Source organism: Rhizobium sp. P44RR-XXIV, assembly GCF_001999485.2.
Taxonomy (GTDB): Bacteria; Pseudomonadota; Alphaproteobacteria; order Rhizobiales; family Rhizobiaceae; genus Rhizobium.
The window spans coordinates 174,125-195,830 of sequence record NZ_MPVZ02000029.1; the positions used below are offsets into that span (position 1 = coordinate 174,125).

Annotated in this window: 19 protein-coding genes and 2 pseudogenes; 7 read left to right on the forward strand and 14 right to left on the reverse strand. The window is 60.9% G+C overall.

Annotated features, from left to right (window positions below; genetic code table 11):
* Nucleotides 1-15: 15 nt before the first annotated feature.
* The 5 genes and pseudogenes from BSK43_RS26905 (at nucleotide 16) to BSK43_RS26925 (ending at nucleotide 5,018) form a co-directional block, all read left to right on the forward strand.
* Complete coding sequence (locus BSK43_RS26905; RefSeq protein WP_077467835.1) at nucleotides 16-765, forward strand: amino acid ABC transporter permease; 750 nt, start codon at nucleotides 16-18, stop codon at nucleotides 763-765.
* On the forward strand, nucleotides 762-1,535 hold the full coding sequence (locus BSK43_RS26910; RefSeq protein ID WP_077467836.1) for an amino acid ABC transporter permease: 774 nt from the start codon (nucleotides 762-764) through the stop codon (nucleotides 1,533-1,535). The genes BSK43_RS26905 and BSK43_RS26910 overlap by 4 nt, the downstream gene beginning before the upstream one ends.
* A 10-nt stretch (nucleotides 1,536-1,545) precedes the next feature.
* Nucleotides 1,546-2,333, forward strand: a pseudogene (locus tag BSK43_RS26915) (amino acid ABC transporter ATP-binding protein).
* An 11-nt stretch (nucleotides 2,334-2,344) separates the two neighbouring features.
* Nucleotides 2,345-3,688: an MmgE/PrpD family protein gene (locus tag BSK43_RS26920; protein ID WP_136687451.1), complete on the forward strand. Its 1,344-nt coding sequence runs from the start codon at nucleotides 2,345-2,347 to the stop codon at nucleotides 3,686-3,688.
* A gap of 31 nt (nucleotides 3,689-3,719) precedes the next feature.
* Nucleotides 3,720-5,018 carry an LLM class flavin-dependent oxidoreductase gene (locus BSK43_RS26925; RefSeq protein WP_077467837.1) on the forward strand — a complete coding sequence of 433 codons (1,299 nt, stop codon included), beginning with the start codon at nucleotides 3,720-3,722 and terminating at the stop codon, nucleotides 5,016-5,018.
* 45 nt (nucleotides 5,019-5,063) lie between these two features.
* On the opposite strand, the gene BSK43_RS26930 is transcribed toward BSK43_RS26925, so the two are convergent.
* From BSK43_RS26930 to BSK43_RS26995, 14 genes and pseudogenes are all read right to left on the reverse strand, one after another.
* A complete protein-coding gene (locus BSK43_RS26930; RefSeq protein ID WP_077467838.1) occupies nucleotides 5,064-6,785 on the reverse strand; it encodes an ABC transporter ATP-binding protein in 1,722 nt (573 codons plus the stop codon).
* A 219-nt stretch (nucleotides 6,786-7,004) separates the two neighbouring features.
* Nucleotides 7,005-7,967, reverse strand: a complete 963-nt coding sequence (locus BSK43_RS26935) for a sugar kinase (protein ID WP_077467839.1) — start codon at nucleotides 7,965-7,967, stop codon at nucleotides 7,005-7,007.
* A gap of 64 nt (nucleotides 7,968-8,031) precedes the next feature.
* Nucleotides 8,032-8,847 carry a carbohydrate ABC transporter permease gene (locus BSK43_RS26940; RefSeq protein WP_037192174.1) on the reverse strand — a complete coding sequence of 272 codons (816 nt, stop codon included), beginning with the start codon at nucleotides 8,845-8,847 and terminating at the stop codon, nucleotides 8,032-8,034.
* A 1-nt stretch (nucleotide 8,848) separates the two neighbouring features.
* A complete protein-coding gene (locus BSK43_RS26945; protein ID WP_077467840.1) occupies nucleotides 8,849-9,784 on the reverse strand; it encodes a sugar ABC transporter permease in 936 nt (311 codons plus the stop codon).
* The gene (locus BSK43_RS26950; protein WP_077467841.1) at nucleotides 9,784-11,115 is read right to left on the reverse strand and encodes a sugar ABC transporter substrate-binding protein; all 1,332 of its coding nucleotides are present in this window, start codon (nucleotides 11,113-11,115) and stop codon (nucleotides 9,784-9,786) included. Before BSK43_RS26950 ends, BSK43_RS26945 begins: the two co-directional genes overlap by 1 nt.
* A gap of 51 nt (nucleotides 11,116-11,166) precedes the next feature.
* Nucleotides 11,167-11,823: a GntR family transcriptional regulator gene (locus BSK43_RS26955; protein ID WP_068393646.1), complete on the reverse strand. Its 657-nt coding sequence runs from the start codon at nucleotides 11,821-11,823 to the stop codon at nucleotides 11,167-11,169.
* 21 nt (nucleotides 11,824-11,844) lie between these two features.
* On the reverse strand, nucleotides 11,845-12,729 hold the full coding sequence (locus tag BSK43_RS26960; protein WP_077467842.1) for a dihydrodipicolinate synthase family protein: 885 nt from the start codon (nucleotides 12,727-12,729) through the stop codon (nucleotides 11,845-11,847).
* A gap of 122 nt (nucleotides 12,730-12,851) precedes the next feature.
* Nucleotides 12,852-14,144, reverse strand: coding sequence for an amidohydrolase family protein (locus BSK43_RS26965; RefSeq protein ID WP_077467843.1), 1,293 nt, complete (start codon nucleotides 14,142-14,144; stop codon nucleotides 12,852-12,854).
* 15 nt (nucleotides 14,145-14,159) lie between these two features.
* The gene (locus BSK43_RS26970; protein WP_077467844.1) at nucleotides 14,160-15,101 is read right to left on the reverse strand and encodes an ABC transporter permease; all 942 of its coding nucleotides are present in this window, start codon (nucleotides 15,099-15,101) and stop codon (nucleotides 14,160-14,162) included.
* Entirely contained in the window at nucleotides 15,098-16,147 is a 1,050-nt protein-coding gene (locus BSK43_RS26975; RefSeq protein ID WP_077467845.1) for an ABC transporter permease, read from the reverse strand. The genes BSK43_RS26970 and BSK43_RS26975 overlap by 4 nt, the downstream gene beginning before the upstream one ends.
* Nucleotides 16,137-17,663: an ABC transporter ATP-binding protein gene (locus tag BSK43_RS26980; RefSeq protein ID WP_077467846.1), complete on the reverse strand. Its 1,527-nt coding sequence runs from the start codon at nucleotides 17,661-17,663 to the stop codon at nucleotides 16,137-16,139. The genes BSK43_RS26975 and BSK43_RS26980 overlap by 11 nt, the downstream gene beginning before the upstream one ends.
* A pseudogene (locus BSK43_RS26985) lies at nucleotides 17,660-19,082 on the reverse strand (amidase). The gene BSK43_RS26980 and the pseudogene BSK43_RS26985 overlap by 4 nt, the downstream one beginning before the upstream one ends.
* 12 nt (nucleotides 19,083-19,094) lie before the next feature.
* A complete protein-coding gene (locus tag BSK43_RS26990) occupies nucleotides 19,095-20,081 on the reverse strand; it encodes a BMP family protein (protein ID WP_077467847.1) in 987 nt (328 codons plus the stop codon).
* A gap of 168 nt (nucleotides 20,082-20,249) precedes the next feature.
* The gene (locus tag BSK43_RS26995; protein ID WP_077467848.1) at nucleotides 20,250-20,831 is read right to left on the reverse strand and encodes a TetR/AcrR family transcriptional regulator; all 582 of its coding nucleotides are present in this window, start codon (nucleotides 20,829-20,831) and stop codon (nucleotides 20,250-20,252) included.
* Between the two features lie 69 nt (nucleotides 20,832-20,900).
* Here BSK43_RS26995 and BSK43_RS27000 point away from each other — a divergent pair, with 69 nt between their 5' ends.
* Together BSK43_RS27000 and BSK43_RS27005 are read left to right on the forward strand one after the other, a co-directional pair.
* Nucleotides 20,901-21,329, forward strand: a complete 429-nt coding sequence (locus BSK43_RS27000) for a VOC family protein (protein WP_077467849.1) — start codon at nucleotides 20,901-20,903, stop codon at nucleotides 21,327-21,329.
* Nucleotides 21,330-21,451: 122 nt separating this feature from the next.
* The gene (locus tag BSK43_RS27005) at nucleotides 21,452-21,658 is read left to right on the forward strand and encodes a KTSC domain-containing protein (protein ID WP_068393625.1); all 207 of its coding nucleotides are present in this window, start codon (nucleotides 21,452-21,454) and stop codon (nucleotides 21,656-21,658) included.
* Nucleotides 21,659-21,706 lie beyond the last annotated feature (48 nt).

Here is a 21,706-nt window from a genome sequence, read left to right on the forward strand (position 1 = left end):
TGAGGAGCCGATTGCATGGGGAATTCGATTCTTCAGACCTTCATCGACTGGACTGGCAAAATCGGGCTCCACTACGAGTTCCTGGCCAGCGGCTATGAATCGCAGATCTGGCGTGGTGGTTTCATCACCACGCTTTATCTGATTGTGATCCTCATTCCGGTCAGCCTGATTTTCGGCCTGCTGTTCGCCGCCATGCTGACATCCGGCCGCAAGGCCCTGTCCGCGCCGGTCAGGGCCTTCATCGAAGTGACCCGCAATACGCCGACACTGGTGCAGCTGATGTTCAGCTTTCTCGTGCTGAATACGCTCGTTTCCAACGGTCTTGGCGGTGCGCAGCATAATCCCTTGACGCCGTTCTTCTGGGTGATTGCCGTCGTTGGGCTGCATGTGGCCGCGCTCCATGCCGATGCGCTTCGCGCCGGCATCGAGGCTGTGCCGGAACAGACTGTCGAGGCGGCCCGTGCGATCGGTTTTACCCGCCTGCAAATCCTGCGCTTCGTGGCCATACCCCTTGCCATCAGGGCGTCTTTGCCGGCGATTGTCAACAACATGATCAATCTGGTGAAGCTGACTACCGTCGGCAATGCGATCGCGGTCAGCGAGATCACCTATGCCTCGATCATGGTCTGGACGCAGCGCGATAATGTCGTCGAGCTGATGATCGTCATTCTGCTGTTCTTCAGCGCCATCAATCTTGCTGTGGCGAGGATCGGGCGCTGGATCGAGAAGCGGCTCGCCGTGCCGGGCTTCGGGGTCGGCACATGAGCGTCGCAAAACTCTCACCCGCTTCTTCGAGCAACTGGTTACCCTGGGCGTTTGGCGCTCTGGTCGCGGCGGCTGTCGTCTGGCTTCTCGCCGATCTCTCGCTGCTGCACGTGCTGATCGAATGGCTGCCCTATCTCGGCAGCGGCTTCCTGATGAATATCCTCATCAGCCTGCTCGCCATGGCAGGCGGTACATTGGTCGGCGTGGCGCTCGGCATTCTCGAGCTGACGCCGCTGAAGATCGTCCGCTATCCGGTCGTTGCCTATGTCCAGATTTTCCGCAATGCTCCGCATCTCGTGCTGATCTTCGCCACAACCTATATTTTCCCCTTCGAAATCGTCGTCTTCGGCCACTATCTGCCCTTTCCCGATTGGGTGAAGGCCGTGATTGGCCTTGCCATTCCGGCCAGCGCCTATGTCGCCGAGATCACGCGCGGCGCCATCCAGTCGATCCCGACAACGCAATGGGAGGCGTCGAAAGGGCTCGGTTTCTCCCGGATGCAGGCGCTGCGTTGGGTCATCCTGCCGCAATGCGCCCGCCGCTCGCTGCCGCCCTGGATGAACCTGTTCGCCTCGATCACCATGGCAAGCGCGCTCGCTTCGCTGGTCGGCGTTCACGAATTGCTGCATGCGGCGACCGATGCCAGCACCGCCGTGCGCCGCCTCGATTTCACCGTGCTTGCCTATCTCGTCGTGATGGCGGCGTTCTTCGCCCTCTGCTATCCCATTTCCAGCCTGACGCGCCGCCTCGAGCGCCGCTTCAAAGCTTAAAGGAGCCGGCATGAGCCAAGCTCAGATCAATCCGATCGTCGAACTGGCCGACGTGCATCTCGCCTTTGGATCGACCGAGGTCCTGAAGGGCATCGATCTGACGGTTGCGCGCGGCCAGACCGTTTCGATCATCGGCCCGTCCGGCTCCGGCAAGTCGACGATCCTGCGCTGCATCAATGCGCTGGTTGCGCCGCAGACCGGGCGCATCACGTCAACGGCGCGCGCGTCGACCAGATGCGCAGCGAGGCCGAGCGTATCAAGCTCAGGCAGAAGATTGGCATCGTCTTCCAGCAGTATAATCTCTTTCCGCACCTGTCCGTGCTCGACAATATCACGCTGGCGCCGACACGAATTCTCGGCGTCAACAAGACCGAGGCCGAACGGCACGCCCGCGATCTGCTGGCGCAGGTACGCCTGTCCGAGAAGGCGGGCGTCTATCCTGGACAGCTTTCCGGCGGCCAGCAGCAGCGTGTGGCGATCGCCCGGGCGCTGGCGATGCGGCCCGATCTTGTGCTGTTCGACGAGGTGACTTCGGCGCTCGATCCCGAAACCGTCGGCGAGGTGCTTGCCGTCATCCGCGATCTCGTCAAGGAAGGCATGACCAGTATTCTGGTGACGCACGAAATGCGCTTTGCCGAAGAAATCAGCGATGTCGTGGTCTTCACCGAGAATGGCCTTATCGTTGACCAGGGGGCGCCCGAGGATATCTTCCAGAAGTCGACGAACGCCCGTATCCGCCGTTTCGTCAACGGACTTGCCGGCGGCCGCAACTCGCTTGAAGACGGGGAAGGCATCTGAAGGGATCGATGATGGAAAAGACCTTTCCCCTGACCACCGCCTTTGCCGAGGCCATCGTCTCCGCCGAACCGTTGAAGGATGAGGCAGCCGTCGCCGGCGCGCGCAAGGCGATCGTCGATTGGCTCGCCTGCGCCTTTGGCGGCGCTGATGATCGCACGACACGCATCCTGCTGGAGCAGCTGCCGGCGGGTGCGGGTGAGGCCGTGATTATCGGGCAGGGAGGACGTCGCACCGATGCGCTGACCGCCGCTCTGGTCAATGCCCATGCCGGCCATGTGCTTGATTATGACGATGTGCATGCGAGCGTGCGCGGTCATCCGACGACGGTGATCGTGCCCGTGCTGCTCGCACTGGCATCGGAAGAGCGGCTGTCTGCTGATCGGCTGATCGCCGGTTATATCGTCGGTCTCGAGGCCATGGCGCGTCTCGGCCTTGCGATCGGCATGCGCCACTACGAGAACGGCTTTCACGCGACTGCGACGCTCGGCACCATCGCCGCTGCCGCCGCTGTCGCGGCATGTGCGCGCTACTCGGTCGAAGAGACTGCGACGGCGCTGGGTCTTGCCGCCACGCATTCGAGCGGCTTGCGCCTGCAGTTCGGCCACGATGCCAAGCCCTATCACGCCGGCATGGCGGCTCGCTCCGGCCTGCTGTCTGCCAAGCTCGCCGGGGCCGGCTTTGGCGGCGCCAGGGATTTTCTCGACAATCCGCTCGGCTTCTTTTCGGCCTTTGCGTTTGGCGAACAGCGGCCGCAGGCGGCGGTGGAAGGTTGGGGCGCTCCCTGGCAGATAGTCGCTCCGGGGCTGACGCTCAAGGCGTTTCCATGCTGCACGGCCAGCCATCCGGTCGGCATGATCGGCCTTCAGCTACATGGCGAAGGGCTGAATGCCGAAACGATCGACGAGGTGGTCATCACCTTCCCGCCGGGTGGTGACGCCGCGCTGGTCGTGACAAGCCCCACGACCGGTATCGACGCTCGCTTCAGCGCCGAATATGTCTTCGCCACCGCGTTGGTCGATGGTGCGCTGAAGATCAGCCATTTCGGCGAGACGCCGGTGCGCGACGATCTGATTGAGATCGCCGGGCGCGTTCGCCGCTGGCACGATGAGACGGCCCCGCGCATGTCGAACGATCCGAAGACGCGCTTCGTCATTGCCGAAGTGACGCTCAAGGACGGAAGCCGGCTGGTCCGCGACTTCAAAGGCCTGCCCGGTTTGAACGATCCGACCGAAAAATTCCACGATGCGACGGGCAATCACCCGTCCGTATCGGCCATTCCCGAACTGGTGAGGACCATGCGCAGCGAGGACGATCTTCATCGCCTCATCGCGCTTTTGGCTCACCGTCCGAATTGATCTTCTTCCAAGAAACGCAAGGCATCTATCCATGAGCACGACACGCAAGATCCATCTCGGCCTTTTCCTGCAGGGTGCCGGTCATCATGTGTCCGGCTGGCGTCATCCTGAGGCGGAAGCCGGCAGCGAGAATTTCGATCTCCTGCGCCGGGTCGCGCAGATCGCCGAAGCCGCCAAGTTCGACATGCTGTTCCTGGCCGATGGCCTGACGAGCGCCCTCGATGCGCATCCGTCGATGATCGCCCGTTTCGAGCCGCTGACGCTGCTTGCCTCTCTCGCCATGGTGACGGAGAAGATCGGCCTCGCCGCCACTGCCTCCACCACCTACGGCGAACCTTACCATCTGGCCCGCGCCTTCGCCTCGATCGACCATCTGAGCCACGGCCGCGCCGCCTGGAACATCGTCACGACCTCCTATGCGCGCACGGCCGCCAATTTCTCCAAGAGCCATCCGGAGCATGACGAGCGTTACGCGGTGGCCGAAGAGTTCGTTGATGTCGTCCGCGGTCTCTGGGACAGCTGGGCCGACGATGCTTTTCCGAAGGATAAGGAAAGCGGCGTCTATGCCGATCCCGCCAAGGTGCGGGTGCTCGACCACGCCGGCAAATATTATTCGGTCAAAGGACCGCTGAACATCCCGCGCTCGCCGCAGGGCCATCCGATCCTCATTCAGGCCGGTTCCTCCGGCCCCGGCCAGGATCTTGCCGCTCGTACCGCCGATATCGTCTTTACCGCCCAGCAGAGCCTCGACGAGGCGCAGGCGTTTTATAAGAGCCTGAAGGGCCGCGTCGTCGGCTTCGGGCGCAGTGCGGACGATGTCGCCGTCATGCCGGGCTTTCTGCCCGTTATCGGCAGGACGGCAGCCGAGGCGCGCGAGAAGCTCGACGTGCTGAACCGCTGGACCGACATCAAGAGCGCCATGCCGCTGCTGGAAGAACGCATTGGTCATAGCCTGGCCGAATACGATCTCGACGGCCCGCTGCCCGACCTGCCGATCTCGGACCAGCTGCGCAGCCGCGCCGAGCTTCTGACCGAACTTGCCCGTCGTGAAAAGCTGACGATCCGCGAGCTTGCCCTGCGCGTCGCGGCTGGCCGCGGCCATCACATCGTGCTTGGAACCGCGGAAGAGATCGCTGACCGCATGCAGCTATGGTTCGAGAATGGCGCTGCTGATGGTTTCAACGTCATGCCGCCCTTCTTCCCGGCCGGCCTTGAGGATTTCACCCGTGAGGTCGTGCCGATCCTGCAGGATCGGGGCCTCTTCCGCCGCGACTACGAAGGCACGACGCTGCGCGACCACCTTGGTCTCAAGCGGCCTGCCTGGGCGTGACGGTCGCCGAGGCGTTAAGCCTCGGCTCCAGGTCATTTGCTGAGATCAAGCGTACAGACCGAACTGGGCGTTATGCAGTCGGGCATAGGCTCCGCGCCGAGCAAGCAGCTCGTCATGTGAGCCCTGCTCGACAATACCATTGTCGCCCATGACGATGATGCGGTCGGCATTGCGGATGGTCGACAGCCGGTGGGCGACCACCAGTGTCGTGCGCCCTTTCGCAAGCTCCAGAAGCGCCTGCTGGATGGCATACTCCGTTGCCGTATCCAGCGCCGAGGTGGCCTCATCTAGGATGAGGATCGGTGGATCCTTGAGGAAGATGCGGGCAATCGCCAGACGCTGCTTCTGCCCGCCCGAAAGCTTGACCCCACGCTCGCCCGTCGGTGTATCGAGACCGGCAGGCAGGGAGCGCACGAATTCATCGAGCGAAGCGCGCTGCAGCGCCTTCATGATATCCTCGTCGGCAGCGCCCAGCCTTCCATAGGCGATGTTTTCGCGAATGGTCGAGCCGAACAGGAAGACGTCCTGCTGCACGATGCCGATCTGGCTGCGCAGCGAGGCCTGGGTCATGTCGCGGATATCGATGCCGTCAATGGTGATGCTGCCTGCCGTCACGTCGTAAAAGCGTGGCAGCAAAGAGCAGATGGTCGTTTTGCCGGTGCCGGACGCACCGACGAAGGCGACCGTCTCGCCGGCCGCGATCGTCAGATTGAGATCCTTGAAGATCGTGGTCTGATCTGAGTAGCCGAAGGCGACGCTGTTATAGGCGATATCACCCTTCAGATGCTCGACCGTAACTGCATTTGCCCTGTCGGCAAGGTCCGGTTCGGTGTCGATCAAGGAGAGGAAGCGTTTGAAGCCGGCAATGCCCTTGGGATAAGTCTCGATGACAGACGTAATCTTGTCGATCGGGCGGAAGAAGACGTTGATCAGCAACAGGAAGCTGACGAAGCCGCCATAGCTCAGCTCGGCGGATATAACGAACCAGGTTCCTGCCATCATGACAACGAGCTGCACCAGGCGCGTGCTGAAATAGCTGAGCGCTATGCTCGCCGTCATATAGGCATAGCCATCCAGTTTGGTTGCCTTGTAGTCTTCGTTGTCGCTGGCAAACAGCTGGCTTTCGTATCGCTCATTGGCGAAAGCCTTGACCACGCGGATGCCGCCAACGGTTTCCTGCATGCGCGTATTGAAGTTGCCCACCTTGCCGAACAGGCTGCGGGAGTTCACGGTCATTTTGGAGCCATAACGGCTGACCAGCCAGGTCATGAACGGCACGATAGTCGTCGTCAGCAGCGCCAGCTTCCAGTGCACGCTGAACATCAGCAGGAAGGCGCCGATGAAGGTCATGATCGCGATGAACAGGTCCTCTGGACCGTGGTGGGCGATTTCGCCCACTTCCTCGAGATCCTTGGTGACGTGGGTGATCAGGTGGCCGGTGCGGTTGTTGTCGAAGTAACGGAAGGACAGCTTCTGGATATGGTCGAAGGCCTGGCGGCGCATATCGGACTCGATCGAGATGCCGAGCGCATGGCCCCAGTAGTTGACGATCGCCGAGAGGCCGGTGTTCATGGCGTAGACGACGAGCAGCAGCGCAGCAGTGCCGAAAATCAGGCCCCAGTCGCGGCTCGGCAGCAACTGATCGATGAAGAGCTTGACCGCCAGCGGGAAGCCGAGTTCGAGCAGACCCGCGAGCACGGCGCAGCCAAAGTCGAGGAAAAACAGCCGTTTATAACGGGCATAATAGGAAAAGAACCGACGAAGCATGAATGCCCTCCATGGGCAAACTGAAGAGGATATGATGGGAGAAGAACGGACTGAGCAGCCCGGATTCGGCGTCGCCGTTCAGCCTTAGTGGGTGCTGAAGTTTCTCATCTGGCGTTTCTCCTGCTTGAGTCGCGGGATTCATATAATCCACGCGTGCATCGCTGTCACTTCATAAACAACAGGTGGCGGTGCCCTGTCTCAAGAACCGAATGTTGCGATCTATAGGAGGTGCGGTGTCATGCGTGAATGCAGACGCGTAATCACATCGGCGCGCGTCGGCGCTCCTGATCGCCCTCCAAACACCTCGCACTTCATGGCCGCAGCTACAGAGGAGAGCTGGATGGCGTCCGCGGGGGTCTTCCCCTCGGCAATGGCAAGAGCGAAGGCACCATGGAAAATGTCGCCGGCAGCCAGTGTGTCGACGGCCTTGATCGCGATCGTCGGGCTGTGCCTGATGTCATTGCCGTGGTCGTCAAACCAGAAGCTGCCCGCCGCACCTGCCGTGACGCAAATGAAGGAATGGCTGAACCTTTGCTTCAATACGCGGACCATCTCGGAGAAATCCTCCGTTCCGGTGAGGCTTTGTGCGGCAGGTTCGGAAAAGACGATGTGAGTTGCCTCGGGTGCCAGCTGTTCAATGATGCCGTCTGGAGCCACATCACCGTCGAGGATGGCCGGCTTGCCCATGCTTCTTGCCGCTTGCAGAACCTTGAGCGCGAGTGCCGGCCAGCGGACATCGACAAGCACGGCATCAAAAGCGGCAATATCCTCTGGCGTGAAGGCTTTCACGGTGTGATGCAGGTTCGGATCGTAGAACGGGACGATCAATCTTTCACCGTCGTCGTCCACGAGGACGGTCGCGACAGCCGAACGCGCGCCTTCGACGCGCACTACACCATCTGTGATGATCCCGGCGCTACCCAGTTCATGAATGATTTGTTTGCCGGTCTCGTCATTCCCAACCGCACCCCAAAGACTTGCGTAGCCGCCGAGGCGCGCAACTGCGTAAGCAGCACTTGAGGCCATGCCCTCGGCGATCTGCAACATGTCGTAGGGAAGTACCTTGCCCTGGCCGGACGGCAGCGTTCGGACCCGAAAGAGCGTATCGAGAACGGCGGCCCCGACGCAAAGGACGTGCTTGGGTAAACCTGCCGGCGGATCGAAAACAGATGAGGACGTCAAAGCCGATTTCCGCTCCCTATGTCTGCGGATGCCAGGAATGGGATCCTGTCAAAGGGGAGAGATGTCATTTGACAGCTCCAGCAGTCAGGCCCGCGATGATTTGCCGTTGCGCGAACATCGTCAGCACAAGCACCGGCAGCGTCACGATCAGGGCAGCTGCCGCAAGCGGCCCCCAGCTCACCTGCTCGAAGGAGAGCATGTTGTAGACGGCAACGGGCAGCGTCCGGGTCTCGCGGCTGGCAAGCACGATGCCGAAGACGAAGTTGTTCCAGGAGAAGATGACCGAGAGGATGAAGGCGACGACGATGCCGGGCCGCGCGATTGGCAGTGCGATGAGGCGAAAAACCTGCCAGGGGGTGGCGCCATCGATGCTTGCCGCTTCCTCCAACTCCATCGGGGTCGTCTCGAAATAGCCGATCATGATCCAGACGACGATCGGCACGGTGACCACGAGATGGATGATGATCTGCGGCCACAGCGTTCCCAATAGATTGAGCCATTGGAACAGCAGGAACAGCGGAATGAGGAAGGAGAGGCCGGGCGTCATGCGGGCGATCATGATGACGATCGCCGACTTCTCCGCCTTCAGCCGCGCGATGCCATAGCCAGCCGGCACGCCGATGATGAGCGCGAGCAGTGTGGCAGCCCCCGTCACCAATACGGAGTTCCAGAAATAGAGGAAGAAGTTGTTCTCCTGGAATACCTGGACGTAGTTCGACCAGGCGAAGCGATCCGGAATGAGGATTGGCGGATAGGCGCCGTTGTCGATCTCATATTTCAGCGACAGCGAGATCATCCAGAGGAAGAACAGGACGACCGGCGAGACCATGACCAGGGCCACGAAGAGGAGGCCGATGCGGTTGAGTGTCGAGCGCTTCATATCATTGCCCCTCCGCGTCGGTCCATTTTGTCCGCTGGCGCATCATCAGCAGCATGAAGGACAGCGCGACGATGACGATGAAGAACACCACCGCCATGGCCGAGCCATAGCCGATGTCGTAATAGGCAAAGGCGGTGTTGTAGAGATAGATGTTGATGGTTTCCGATGCCGTTCCCGGGCCGCCCTGGGTCATCGCATAGATGATGTCGAAGCTCTTGATCGCGTCGATGCCGCGGATGATGACGGCGATCATCAGGAAGGGCGATATCATCGGCAGTGTCAGGTAGCGGAATTTCTGCCAGGCGTTGGCGCCGTCGATTTCGGCGCTCTCATAGGGTTCGCGCGGGACTGAGGCGAGGCCGCCGAGCACGATCAGCATGACCAGCGGCGTCCATTGCCAGACCTCGACCAGAACGAGCGAGGGAATGACGCTCACCTGATTGTAGATCCATTCCTGCGGCCCGATGCCCACAAGCGACAGCAGATAGTTGAGCACACCGAGCTGCGGGTGGAACATCATCGTCCAGACGAGTGCGACCGCGACTGGAGTTGCCATCATCGGCATGACGAAGACGCCGCGCAGGAAGCCGCGCAGCGGAAAATTCGTATCGAAGATCAAAGCCGCCAGTGTTCCGAAGATGAGCGGAGCGACGACTGACAGCACGGTATAGAGGACCGTGTGCCAGAGCGACTCCCAGAAGCGCAGATCAGTCGCCAGCCGGACGTAATTGTCCCAGCCGATGAAGCTCTGCGATTGGCCGAGCGTCCATTTGTTCACGCTCATCCACAGGGTGAAGACCCAGGGGAAAACGATGACGGCCGCAATCACGATCAATGCCGGAATGACGAAAGGCCAGTAGTTGGGAACAAGCCTTTTCGGCTTGCTCCTCTTCTCAACTGTCGCCGCTCTCGTATCTTCGATGCTCACGGAGGCCATTATCCCTCGCTTCGCGCCAGCACCGGCTCGAATTGCGCCGTTGCCGTCTTCAGTTCGCTTGCCGGGTCGGCGCCGCCGATCATGTTGGTCAGCGCCACGCCGTAGATGTCGCGGAACTCGGTGACCGGGATGATGACGGGCAGAGCGAGCTGCGAGACCTTGGCGGAGCCGGCAACGGCGTCCAGCCACGGGCCGGGCATTTTGACGCCCTCACGGACCTTCTGATCCTCGAGAATGGACTGGCGGAATGGAACGCCGGCGCCGGCCTGCAGCAGGCGTGCGCCCATATCGTGGGAGATCGCCCATTGGCAGAAGAGATAGGCGGCTTCCTTCTTCTGGCTGGCGGCGGTTACACCGATGCCATCGCCGGTGGTTGCCGCGGCCTGTGCACTCGGTCCCTTCGGTATGACACCATAGCCGACCTGGCCGACCACGCGGGACTTTTCCGGATTTTCGATCGGCGGCGCAAAGCCGACGCCGTCAAGCCACATGCCGATCTTGCCCTGCAGGAAGGCCGACTGCGCCTCCGCCCAGTTAAAGCCGGAAACGCCGGGAGGAGCCGCTTTGGTCATCAGGCGCTGATAGAGAGCCGCGGCATCCACCGCGGCCTGCGATGTCGTCTGCAGCTTTCCGTCGGGCGAAAGCGGTGTCCCGCCGTAGCCGAGCATGAAGGTCGTCCAGACTGGCGCATTGGCGTTCTTGAGGCCGCGTGCGACGAAACCGTAGGTGTTTGTGGACTTGTCCGTCAGCGCCTCGGCAGCCTTCGCCATGTCCTCGAAGGTCTCAGGATAAGCAAGGCCCTTCTTTTCGAACAGGGTCTTGTTCCAGTAGACGATCCAGTAATCCACCGAGAAGGGCAGGGAGCGCATGACGCCTGCGGAATCCTTGGCGAATTTCAGGCCCGCCTCGGCAAAATCGCTTTCCGTCAGCGATGGATCGGTCAGCGACGGGTCCTTGAGGAAGCCGCTGATATCGGCAAGCCAGCCACCCTTTTCGAATTGTCGCTTCTGGACGTGATAACTCAGGTGGACGACGTCGAAGCTTGGTTTGCCGGTGCTCAGTTCAATGGTCGTCTTCTGGCGCTGCTGCTGTTCCGGGGTCGCCTCGGCATTGACCTTGATCCCCGTCAGCGCCTCGAACTCGCTCAGATATTTGAGCAGCGTGTCGCTGCGCGGGCTCTTGATCAGGTTGACTTCGAGCGTCGTGCCGGAAAAGCGCTTCCAGTCGACGGCGGCCGATGCGGTGCGCACGCCCAGCAAGCTTGCGGCGCCAAGCGCTGCCGTGCCGGCCATGAAACCGCGACGCGTTGGATTGAACAATGACGATGACATGCTGTTCCTCCTCCTTTGGCCGAAAATCTCCTCATTCGCGGCCTTGTTTATTCAAAATTTCAATGCGCGGTCCCGTGCTCCGTTGATGTGGGAGGCGAGTGCGGCAACGGCTTCCTCTGCCGATCGACGCTGGATTGCTTCGAGCACTTTCAGGTGCTCGCTCATGACGGGTCCGACATGTCCGTTAATGCGGAACCTGTCCTGGCTGATCAGACGCATCTTGATGGAATTGACCCGGTAGGCATTCGAAATGATGGTATTTCCCAGCGCATCGATAAAGGCATCGTGCATGCCCCAATCGACGGATTGCGCGTGAAGCTCGAGTTCCTGCGATGTGTCGCCGGAACGGATGGCATCGGCGATGTCGCGATGATCCTTCATGAGCTTGGCAATCGTCTCGTCGGACGCCGAATAGGTAAAAAGCGCGACGGCTTCCTTCTCCAGGAAGATGCGAAGCTGGAATGCCTCGCGGATCAGGTCGAGATCGATATGGGCGATCTGGAGCCCGCGCTGCGGCACCGTCTTGATCAGCCCCTCGGCTTCCAGGCGGGGGATCAGCTCGCGGATGGCTCCAAGCGTCAATCCTGTCAGTTCGACAAGCCGTCTTTGCGAGATGAACTGGCCAGGCCGAACGTCGCGCGCCAGCAGATGGCGCGTGAAGCTCTCATAGGCTTTCTCTCTCAAGGTCGGCTGTTCTGTTCCATCCATCGGCGGCTCCGGACAGTTCGGTTAGGCTGCCTTGGCGCGGAACAAGGCGCCGAAGTCAGTAAAGAGCTTGTCACAATCTTGCCTGCTGATTGGCACAAGAGGTGGCCGCACGGCAAGCCAGCTTTCGTCATTCGTCACTCGAGCAAGGATGGCCTTGATGGAAGGGATGACAGGATGGCGCACCAGTTCCTCGACAAAGCGCTCGACATTGGCGTCGTCGACACCCTTTTCCGCCATGGCCTGCACTTCTCTCGGAAGCAGGTTGGCCATACCAGAAATCGCGCCTTGTCCGCCGAGGCGCACGCCGCGCGCCAGATGCCGTTCGTCGCCAATCAGGATGATGAGATCGCCATGCGTCTTCAGCAGCGTCTCGGTATAGGGCCAGTCACCGGAGGAATCCTTGACGCCGACGACGACATCCGGAAAAGCCTCGCGCAGCCGGCCGACCAGAGCAACGGAGAGAGGCACCATCGTCACCGATGGAATATTATAGACGATGACGTCACGCGCATGCTTGCCGAGTATGGTGAAGACAGCCGCGAACCACTTGAAGAGCCCATCGTCGCTGACATTCTTGAAATAGGAGGGAGGCGCCAGAAGAATGCTGCGGACACCCTGGGCAAGGGCTTGGCCCGCCTGGGACGCTGCGTCTTCGGCGGCATCAACAAGCACACCCATGACGATCTGCGAGGGAGCGATGCCTGCCGTGATCATCGCGGTCAGCACTTGTTGCCGTTCTTGCATGCCGATCGAGGCGCCTTCACCCGTGGTGCCGAAAAGCGTCACGCTCGTGCATCCATTCGAAAGGCAGTGCTTGGCCTGGGTGATCACGCCCGAAACGGCAATCTCGCCATTGGCGTCAAAAGGGGTTGCCAGGGCAGCCGACAGGCCAAAACGCTCTTTCATACGATCCTCCCGATCTTGTGAGATCAGGCGTATCATGCTGACATGTTAGTTGTAAAGGTAACTGGCAATCAGTGCATCACAAGTGCGTGTTTGGTTGGGGATGAATGGAGAACGCGCGCCCGCTAGCTTTGAACCGGCACGTAGTCGAGCCCGCCATCGATCCGCGTAGGCCTGCCGTCGAGGAAGAGTTCACCGATGCGTGGCGCCGAGCGGGCGATCACCTTGCCGCTCTTGATGACGGCCAGGCGATTGGGCTTCAGGCGCAGTGCTTCCACCGTGTCGACGGCCTGCAGGATGACAAAATCGGCGTTGCAGCCCTTTGCCAGGCCATAACCCTCCAGGCCAAGCGTTTTGGCGGAATTAACGGTCAGTGCATCGAAGATCTTCTTCTTGTCCTCTATACCGGCCATCTGCGCGACGTGGATCGCCATGTGACCGACTTCGAGCATGTCGCCCGAGCCCATCGAATACCAGGGATCCATCACGCAATCATGGCCGAAGGAAACGTTGAGGCCGGCGTCCATCAGTTCGCGCACGCGCGTCATGCCGCGGCGCTTCGGATAGGTATCGTGTCGGCCCTGCAGCATGATGTTGATCAGCGGGTTGGGGATGACGTTGATCTTCGCTTCCGCCATCAGCGGGATGAGCTTGGAGACGTAGTAATTGTCCATCGAATGCATCGAGGTCAGATGCGAGCCGGCAACCCGGCCCTGCAGCCCAAAGCGAATTGTTTCGGCTGCAAGCGTCTCGATGTGGCGCGACATCGGATCGTCGGTCTCGTCGCAATGCATATCGACGGGAAGGTCGCGATCGGCAGCGATCCGGCAAAGCGCTTCGACGGAAGCCTTGCCTTCGTCCATGGTGCGCTCGAAATGCGGGATGCCGCCGACGATATCGACGCCCATGTCGAGGGCGCGGTTCAGCGACGCTACCCCGTCCTTGGCGCGGTAATAGCCATCCTGCGGGAACGCGACGAGCTGCAGGTCGATATAGGGTTTGACCCTATCCCTGACCTCAAGCAGCGCTTCGGCCGTCACCAGCTTGGGGTCGGAGGTATCGACATGGCTGCGAATGAAAAGCAGGCCTTGGGTGACTGCTAGGTCGCAATAGCGCAGCGCGCGTTCGACGAGCTCTTCCTTCGTCACGATCGGGCGCAGCTCTCCCCAAAGTGCGATGCCTTCAAGGAGCGTGCCTGACACATTCATGCGTGGCAGGCCGAGCGAGAGGGTCGCATCCATATGAAAATGCGGATCGATGAAGGGCGGGCTGACCAGCCGGTTGGTCGCATCGATCTCTTCTTTCGCCTCTGCCGTGATCTTGGCTTCGGCCGCGGCGATCTTGCCATCCTTGACAGCGATATCGATGCCCTTGCGGCCGTCGGGGAGATTGGCGTTGCGAATGATCAGGTCGAACATGGAAGGCTCCTCGGATTATCTTTCGCCGCGGCGGTAGGGCTGCATCAGCGCCTGCGGCACGCGGGCGTGCCGGCTCATGACGGCAAGTGCGACAATGGACAGGATGTAGGGTGTCATCAGGAAGATCTGGTAGGGTATGCCTTGCACCGCCGTCTGCAGCCGCAGCTGGAAGGCATCGAAGAAGGCGAAGAGCAGCGCTCCAAACAGCGCGCGGCCCGGTCGCCAGGAGGAGAAGACCACGAGTGCGATGCAGATCCAGCCACGGCCCTGCACCATGGTCGGAAAGAAGCTGTTGAAGGCTGAAAGCGTCAGGAATGCACCGCCCATCCCCATCAAGGCGCTGCCGGCAATGACGGCGCCATAGCGCACCTTCATCGGGTTTACACCCTGTGCCTCCGCGGCGTGCGGGTTCTCACCGGTCATGCGAATGGCAAGCCCGACCGGTGTCCGAAAGATGATGTAGGCGAGGACGAGCGCCAGGACAATTGCGAGATAGGTCGGCGCCGTCTGTGTGAACAGGGCAGGGCCAATGAACGGCAGAGTGGACAGCCCGGGAATGGCGATCGGCTGGAAGGGCGCGATCGTCGGCGGCGTCCCCGCGACCGGCACGATCAGCCGGAAGACATAGTAGCTGAAACTGGAGGCAAAGAGCGTCACACCGAGGCCGGAGACGTGTTGCGACAGGCCGAGCGTCACCGTCAGGGCCGAATGGAGCAGTCCGAAAATGCCGCCAGCGATCGCCGCGACGAGAAGCCCGGTCCAGAGATCGGCGCCATGATAGACAGAGAGCCAGCCGATCATCGCGCCGAAGGTCATGATGCCCTCGATGCCGAGATTGAGGACGCCCGCGCGCTCGCAAAGAAGCGCTCCAAGCGTACCGAAGATCAGCGGTGTTGCTATGCGCAGCACGGCTGCCCAAAGTCCGGCTGATGCTATGATGTCGATCAGCGTGCTCATCGGCGGATCCTGTATTGCGTGAAGAACAGTGCGATCAGCATGGTCAATAGCGACAAGGCGACCGTGACGTCGGCGATATAGGTGGGAATGCCGAGGCTTCGGCTCATCCCATCGGCGCCGACAAACATCGTTGCGGTGAAGATCGCGGCAAGCACCACGCCGAGCGCGTTGAGATTGGCAAGCATGGCAACGACGATGCCGGCATAGCCAAAGCCTGGCGACAGATCCGTCGTGACATAGCCCTTGACGCCCAGTACCTCGATTGCGCCGGCAAGCCCCGCAAGTCCGCCAGAAAGGCAGGCAACCTTGACCAGTGTCGATCCAAGCCGGACGCCGGCAAAGGCGGCGCCGGATGGGTTGAGGCCTGCCGCACGGGACTGCATGCCGAACACCGTGCGCGACTGGATGAAGTAAACGACGGCAGCAAGCCCGATGGCGATCGCAAAGCCGATATGGAGACGCGAACGGGCGATCAGTTTCGGCAGCATGGCATGATCGACGACGGCCTGGGATTGCGGCCAGCCGAAGGCCATGGGGTCCTTCAATACGCCATCGATCAGCATCGAGACGAAGAGTACTGCAACGAAGTTGAGAATGAGGCTGGTCACGACCTCGTCGACGGAAAAGCGAAGTCTCAACCACAGGGGAACGAGGATCAATACCATGCCGGCGAGGGCGCCGATGATCAAAAGCAGCGGAATGAGGATGGGTGCGGGCAGTCCGGCGAGCCATTTCGAGCCAAAGGCAGCGACGGCAATCGCGCCGAAATAGAACTGGCCCTCGGCGCCGATATTCCAAAGCCTTGCGCGAAACGCGACTGCAGCCGCAAGTCCCGTCAGGATCAGCGGCGTGGCGCGGGTCAGCGTCTCGGTGGCGGAAAGCCGCGAGCCGAAGGCACCCATCAGAATGCGCCAATAGGCTTCGAGAACCGGCGCGCCGGCGATGGCGATGAGGATTCCGGCCAGTGCCAGCGCGGCAATGACCGCGAGCAAGGGGGCGAGGATCATCATATAGAGGGGGCGATGTTCGCGCCGTTCAAACCGCATGACCGTCCCTGTTATTGCTGTTCCATTCTCCGGCCATCATCAGCCCCAGCGACCGGGCATCTGCCATGCCTGCATCGATGGGCGACGAGAGCTGACCGCCGACGATGGCCTGAATGCGGTCTGCCAAGGCGATGACCTCATCCAGATCCTCCGAAATCAGCAGCACGGCCGTACCCTGCCGGCGTGCCTCCAATATACGACCATGAACGGCGGCCACTGCACCTTCGTCCAGGCCACGCGCCGGCTGGGCGGCAACAAGGATGCGCGGGCGTTCGCGCAGATTGCGGCCAAGGATCAGCTTCTGCATGTTGCCACCGGACAAAAGCCGGGTGCGGCTCGTCGGATTGCCGCCGCGCACATCGAATGCGTCGATGATCTCCTGCGCGAAGGCCATGCCGGCCTTACGATCGACCAATCCGCGCTTCGAGAAGGCAGGGAGGCGCTCCAGTACGGCATTCTCCCAGATCGCCATTTCGCCGATCGCGCCGTCGCGGTTGCGATCCTCCGGTATGCGTCCGATGCCGACGTTGATGACGGAAGCCACATCGAGATCGCCGATGGGCTCGCCGAATAGCAGAAGCTCGCCGGACGTGCGGCCCAATATGCCCGATAGAACTTGTCCCAGTGCTGCCTGCCCGTTGCCGGATACGCCGATAATGCCGAGGATTTCGCCGGCACGTAGATGGAAACTGACCTTCTTCAGCCGTTCGACACCGCCGATTTTCACCGTGATATCGCGTGCTTCCAGCGCGATGTCACCGGGCGCACTTGCCTCGCGGGTCGGCCGCGTCACGCGATGGCCGACCATGAGTTCTGCAAGTTCAGCCTTGCTGGTCTCGGATGCCAGCCGCTCCGCTGCAACCTTGCCGCCCCGCAGGACGACGATACGATCGGCCGTCGCCATGACTTCATCGAGCTTGTGCGAGATGAAGATCAATGACAGGCCCTGCGCGGCCATCTGCTTCAGCGTCGCAAACAGCCGTTCCGCCTCGATTTGCGTGAGCACAGCCGTGGGTTCGTCGAGGATCAGGATGCGCGCATCATTATAGAGCGCCTTGAGGATCTCGACGCGCTGCTGCTCGCCGACCGAGAGGTCGCCGAGACGTGCGTCCGGATCGACCTTCAGGCCGAAGCGTTCGGCAATCGCCATCAGCTTTCGGCGCGCGGCTCCTGACTGCGATCGCAGCGACCACAGCTTTTCCGTGCCGGTCATGACGTTTTCAAGCACGGTCAGATTGGGTGCGAGCGAAAAATGCTGATGGACCATGCCGACACCGGCGCGAATTGCGGCGCGTGGTTTGCCGCGCGGGAGTTCGGAGCCGTCAACGAGAATGCGCCCGGTGTCGGGCACGTAATGGCCGAAGAGAATGCTCATGAGCGTGGTCTTGCCGGCGCCGTTTTCGCCAAGCAGGGCGACAATCTCGCCCTTGGCCAATGTCAGCGAGATATTGTCGTTGGCGACGGTGCTGCCGAACCGCTTGCTGACACCTTCGATGGTGAGAACGGGTGTGTTCATGCGGCAAGCCCCGCGATCGGATAGCGATGCTGCCAGCGGCCGTCCGCTTCAAGCTGGGCTGCCAGCGAAAGCAACAGCGCTTCTTCGCCCATCGGCGCCATGATCTGGACCGGCAGCGGCAGACCATCCCTATCGATGCCGAAGGGGAGGGTGATGGCCGGAAAGCCGGAGACGTTGGCAAGCGATGCAAGCGGTGCGAAGGCTGTCATCCGTTCAAGATGCAGGTCGGTATCGGCATGATCCGTTGGAAAGGAGCCAATCGGTGGCGGTGCCGTTGCCAGCATCGGCATGACGATGACATCGACCGTTTCGAACAGGTCCCACAGTGTGCGGCTTGCTCTCACCGCGCCGTTGAGGGAGTTCCAAAGTGCCGTTCCCGATGTCGCGTGTCCACGCATGATGAAAGCCTGCGTCATTGTTTCGGCTGCGAGACTATCCAGTTTGAGCTCGTCCACCAAGCCGGCGATATTGACGGAAATGATGTCCCCGAAGGCGCGGCCGCTGGCCGCGACTGCCTCCTCGAACTGCGCCCAGTCGAGCGCAACGAGGTGGTGTTCCTGTTTCTCGAGATGCCCGGCAGCTGCTTCTACGGCCTCGAGCCGGTCGGTGGTCGTCGGGTAGCGGTCGCCCGTGTCCAGGAGCAGTCCGACCCGGAGGGAGGCGGCCTGCGTGATAGGCGTCAGAATGTCTGCGAACGGGCCTCTGGTCTTGCCGTGAATGGCATCGAAAATCCGAGCCGCGTCGCGCACGGAACGTGTTACCGCGAGTTCGCTGGCAATGCCGCCGAGATGATTGCCGAAGGAGGGGCCTGCAGGCACGGCGCCGCGCGTCGGCTTCAGCCCGATCAGGCCGCAACATGCTGCTGGCACGCGATCGACCGCCGGCGTCCGTCGCATGGGCGATCGCCACGATGCCTGCGGCTACGGCGGCAGCCGCGCCACCGGAAGAGCCGCCGGCTGTGCGGCTCGGGTCCAGCGGGTTTCGACAGAGCGGGCCGATGGCTGGCTCGGAAGCCAGCGAAAAGCCGAATTCCGGGCTGGTGCTCAGCCCGAATGGACAGAGGCCCACGTCGCGAAATCGCTTTGCGAGATCGCTATCGGCGCCTTTGCCTTCGCGCTTGAAAAGGCGCGAGCCAGCCGTCACCGGCAGCCCAGCGAAGGGGCCGCCGAGATCCTTGGCGATGGTGGGTACGCCGGCGAAGGATCGGGCGGCGAAGCGTTCAGGCTGCTCTGACGCTTCACGATCCAGCATTTGTGCGGTTGCAAGCCCCAAAGCAGCATCGAGATAGGCGATGGCGCCGAGATCTTGATGTGTTTCACAGGCTGCAAGTGAGGCCTGCATCGCATCCATGCAGGAGAGCTTGCCGGACTTGATGGCTCCGGCAAGATCGGTGGCGTCGGCGGACGACTGGGTGCTCATGATGAAGCCGAATTACTTCGGCTGGTCCATGACTTTCGGCACTTCGAAAGTGCCGGCCTTGATATCGGCGCGAACCTTCTCCATCGCGGCTTCCGCATCCGACGAGGCAACGCCCTTGACGTAGACGATGTCGCTACCGCCTTCCTTCATCAGGCCGTAAGCCGTGTAGCTGCGTCCCACAGGCTTGCCGGCGGCGACATCGGCGATCGCCGCATTGAGAATGGGACGGAAGTACCACATGGCGTTGGCGAAGACCGTATCCGGATAACGCGGCGTATAGTCGATGAGCGATCCCACGGACTTGATGTGACGCTCCTTGGCGGCGTCCGCGGTACCGATGCGCTCGCCGAAGAGGACGTCGGCGCCGGCATCGATCTGAGCAAGGCCTGCTTCGCGCGCCTTCGGCGGGTCGAAGAAGGTGCCGATGAAGGAGACCAGATGCTTGCAGTCGGGATTGACGGCCTTGGCGCCTGCGCCAAAGGCGTTGATCAACATGTTGACTTCAGGGATCGGGATTGCGCCGACAGAGCCGACGACGTTGGATTTGGTCATCTTGCCCGCCAGCATGCCGGCGAGATAAGCGCCGTCATAGTTCCAGGTGCCGAAGACGCCGAAATTGCTGCCGGCTGCCTCACCGCTCGACCCGAGAACGAAAGCCGTGTCCGGATAGTCTGCCGCGACCTGCCGCGCTTCCTTCTCGACGGCATAGGCTTCGCCAATGATCAGCTTGTTGCCCTGCTCGGCATATTCGCGCATGGCGCGGGGATAATCCGTGCCCGAGACGCCCTCGGAGAAGACGTATTCGATGACGCCTTCCTTTGCTGCGTCCTGGAGCGCCTTGTGAAGACAGGAGTTCCAGGCGTTTTCGACCGGCGAAGCGTGGATCCCCGCCACTTTGAGAGGGGCGGCGGCACGGGCGGCGGGCGCAAGCGCGCTCACTCCAAGCGCGATACCCGAAGCGATGACGGCACGGCGTGACAGCATGATTTCATTGGTCATTTTCTAGTTCCCTATTTTTTTGATCATTTGGTAAAAATCATAGGAGAGGGCTAAAAAAGTGTCAAGCAATCGGCGTGCTTAATTATTATGCGTCGGCGGCGAAAATCTGTAGAATTTTGCTGCTTTCAAACAGTCTATTCAGCCTTTTTCGATGGAAGGCTTCGGCTCTCAACCCGCAATGCGCTTGATCAGATATGCGATCGCCGTGCGGTAGCGCTTGGCATCTCCCCCGGCATCGATCGCGAGCGCAGCCCTATCAAAGGCGGCCGAAAGAATGTCTGCCAATGCGTCAACGGCTGCGCTCGAGCTTGTGTCTGGATCAAGCGCCGCCTCAAGCCCCTGTTTCAGCGAGAGGGTCGTCGTTTCTTCGTCCAGTTGCTTCATGTCCTTGAAACCGAGCACTGTGGGGCCCTCGATGAGGAGAAGCCGGGTGCGCCCCGTGACCCGCATCGCGTCGATATAGGCGTTGCTGCCGGCAATCAGCGCGTCAAGCGGTGCAAGGCGCTCCGGTGTCGCATGTTCGATAGCGCGCGTCACCGCAAGCGCTTCGTCTTGCACGACAGCACGGAATAGCGCCCGCTTATCTTCGAAATGATGGTAGAGCGCGCCGCGGGTGATGCCGGCCGCCGTGACAATCTCCGGCGTCGATGTCTCCGCATAGCCTTTTTCCACGAACAATGCGCGCGCGGCGGCGATGAGGGCAGCCTTGGTCTTTTCGGTTCTTTCCCGATTGGAGCGATAGTCTTGCATGCATGCAGCCTGTATGTTATTTGAAGAAATACAGGCAGACTGTATGTTATTTTAAGGAGGAAGTGAAGCATGAAGGTGACCAGCTATTATCCCGTCATCATGACGGAGCGTGTCGAGGAGACCGCAGCCTTCTACATCGCGCATTTCGATTTTCAGGAAAACTTCGCGAGCGATTGGTACGTGCATCTGCAGTTGGCGCAGGATAGCGGGATCAACCTCGCCATTCTGGACGGACGGCACGAGACGATCCCCGCCGAAGGCCGTGGTCGGGTGGCGGGGCTTCTGCTCAATTTCGAAGTGGAAGACGTGGATGCCGTTTACGAGCGCACAAGGCAAGCCGGCCTGCCGATCCTGCTTGCCATCCGTGACGAAGCTTTCGGTCAGCGTCATTTCATTACTGCCGATCCGAACGGCGTCTTGATCGACGTTATAAAGCCGATACCGCCAAGCGCCGAGTTTGCAGCGCTATACGCCGATGATGCCCTGCCGAAAGGCTGATTGCGATAGCTGACCGACGAAAGATAAAATTCACCGCAGCAATTCTATCTTTCGTTAACTAGGTCATTTCACTCAATATTTTCGGTTTTCGTGCCACAAACTGGAGCAAAGGTAGGTGACCCATGCAAGAGCTCCAGGTTTCGTCGAAAATCATTAAATCCGTCTTCTTCCGCCCCGACGACGGGCGGCTTTATATTCGCTTCAAGAACGGCGAGGAACGCCAATTTACTGGCGTTCCGCAGAAGGCCGCGCTGGCGATGGTAAAGTCATCCTCGCCAGGTCAGCACTATATTGAGCACATCCGCACGCAGTTCGAACGCGTCGCCTGAGGGGCAGTCGAGGCGGCGCGCTGCTTCGCTCCCAACTGCGCTTTTGGG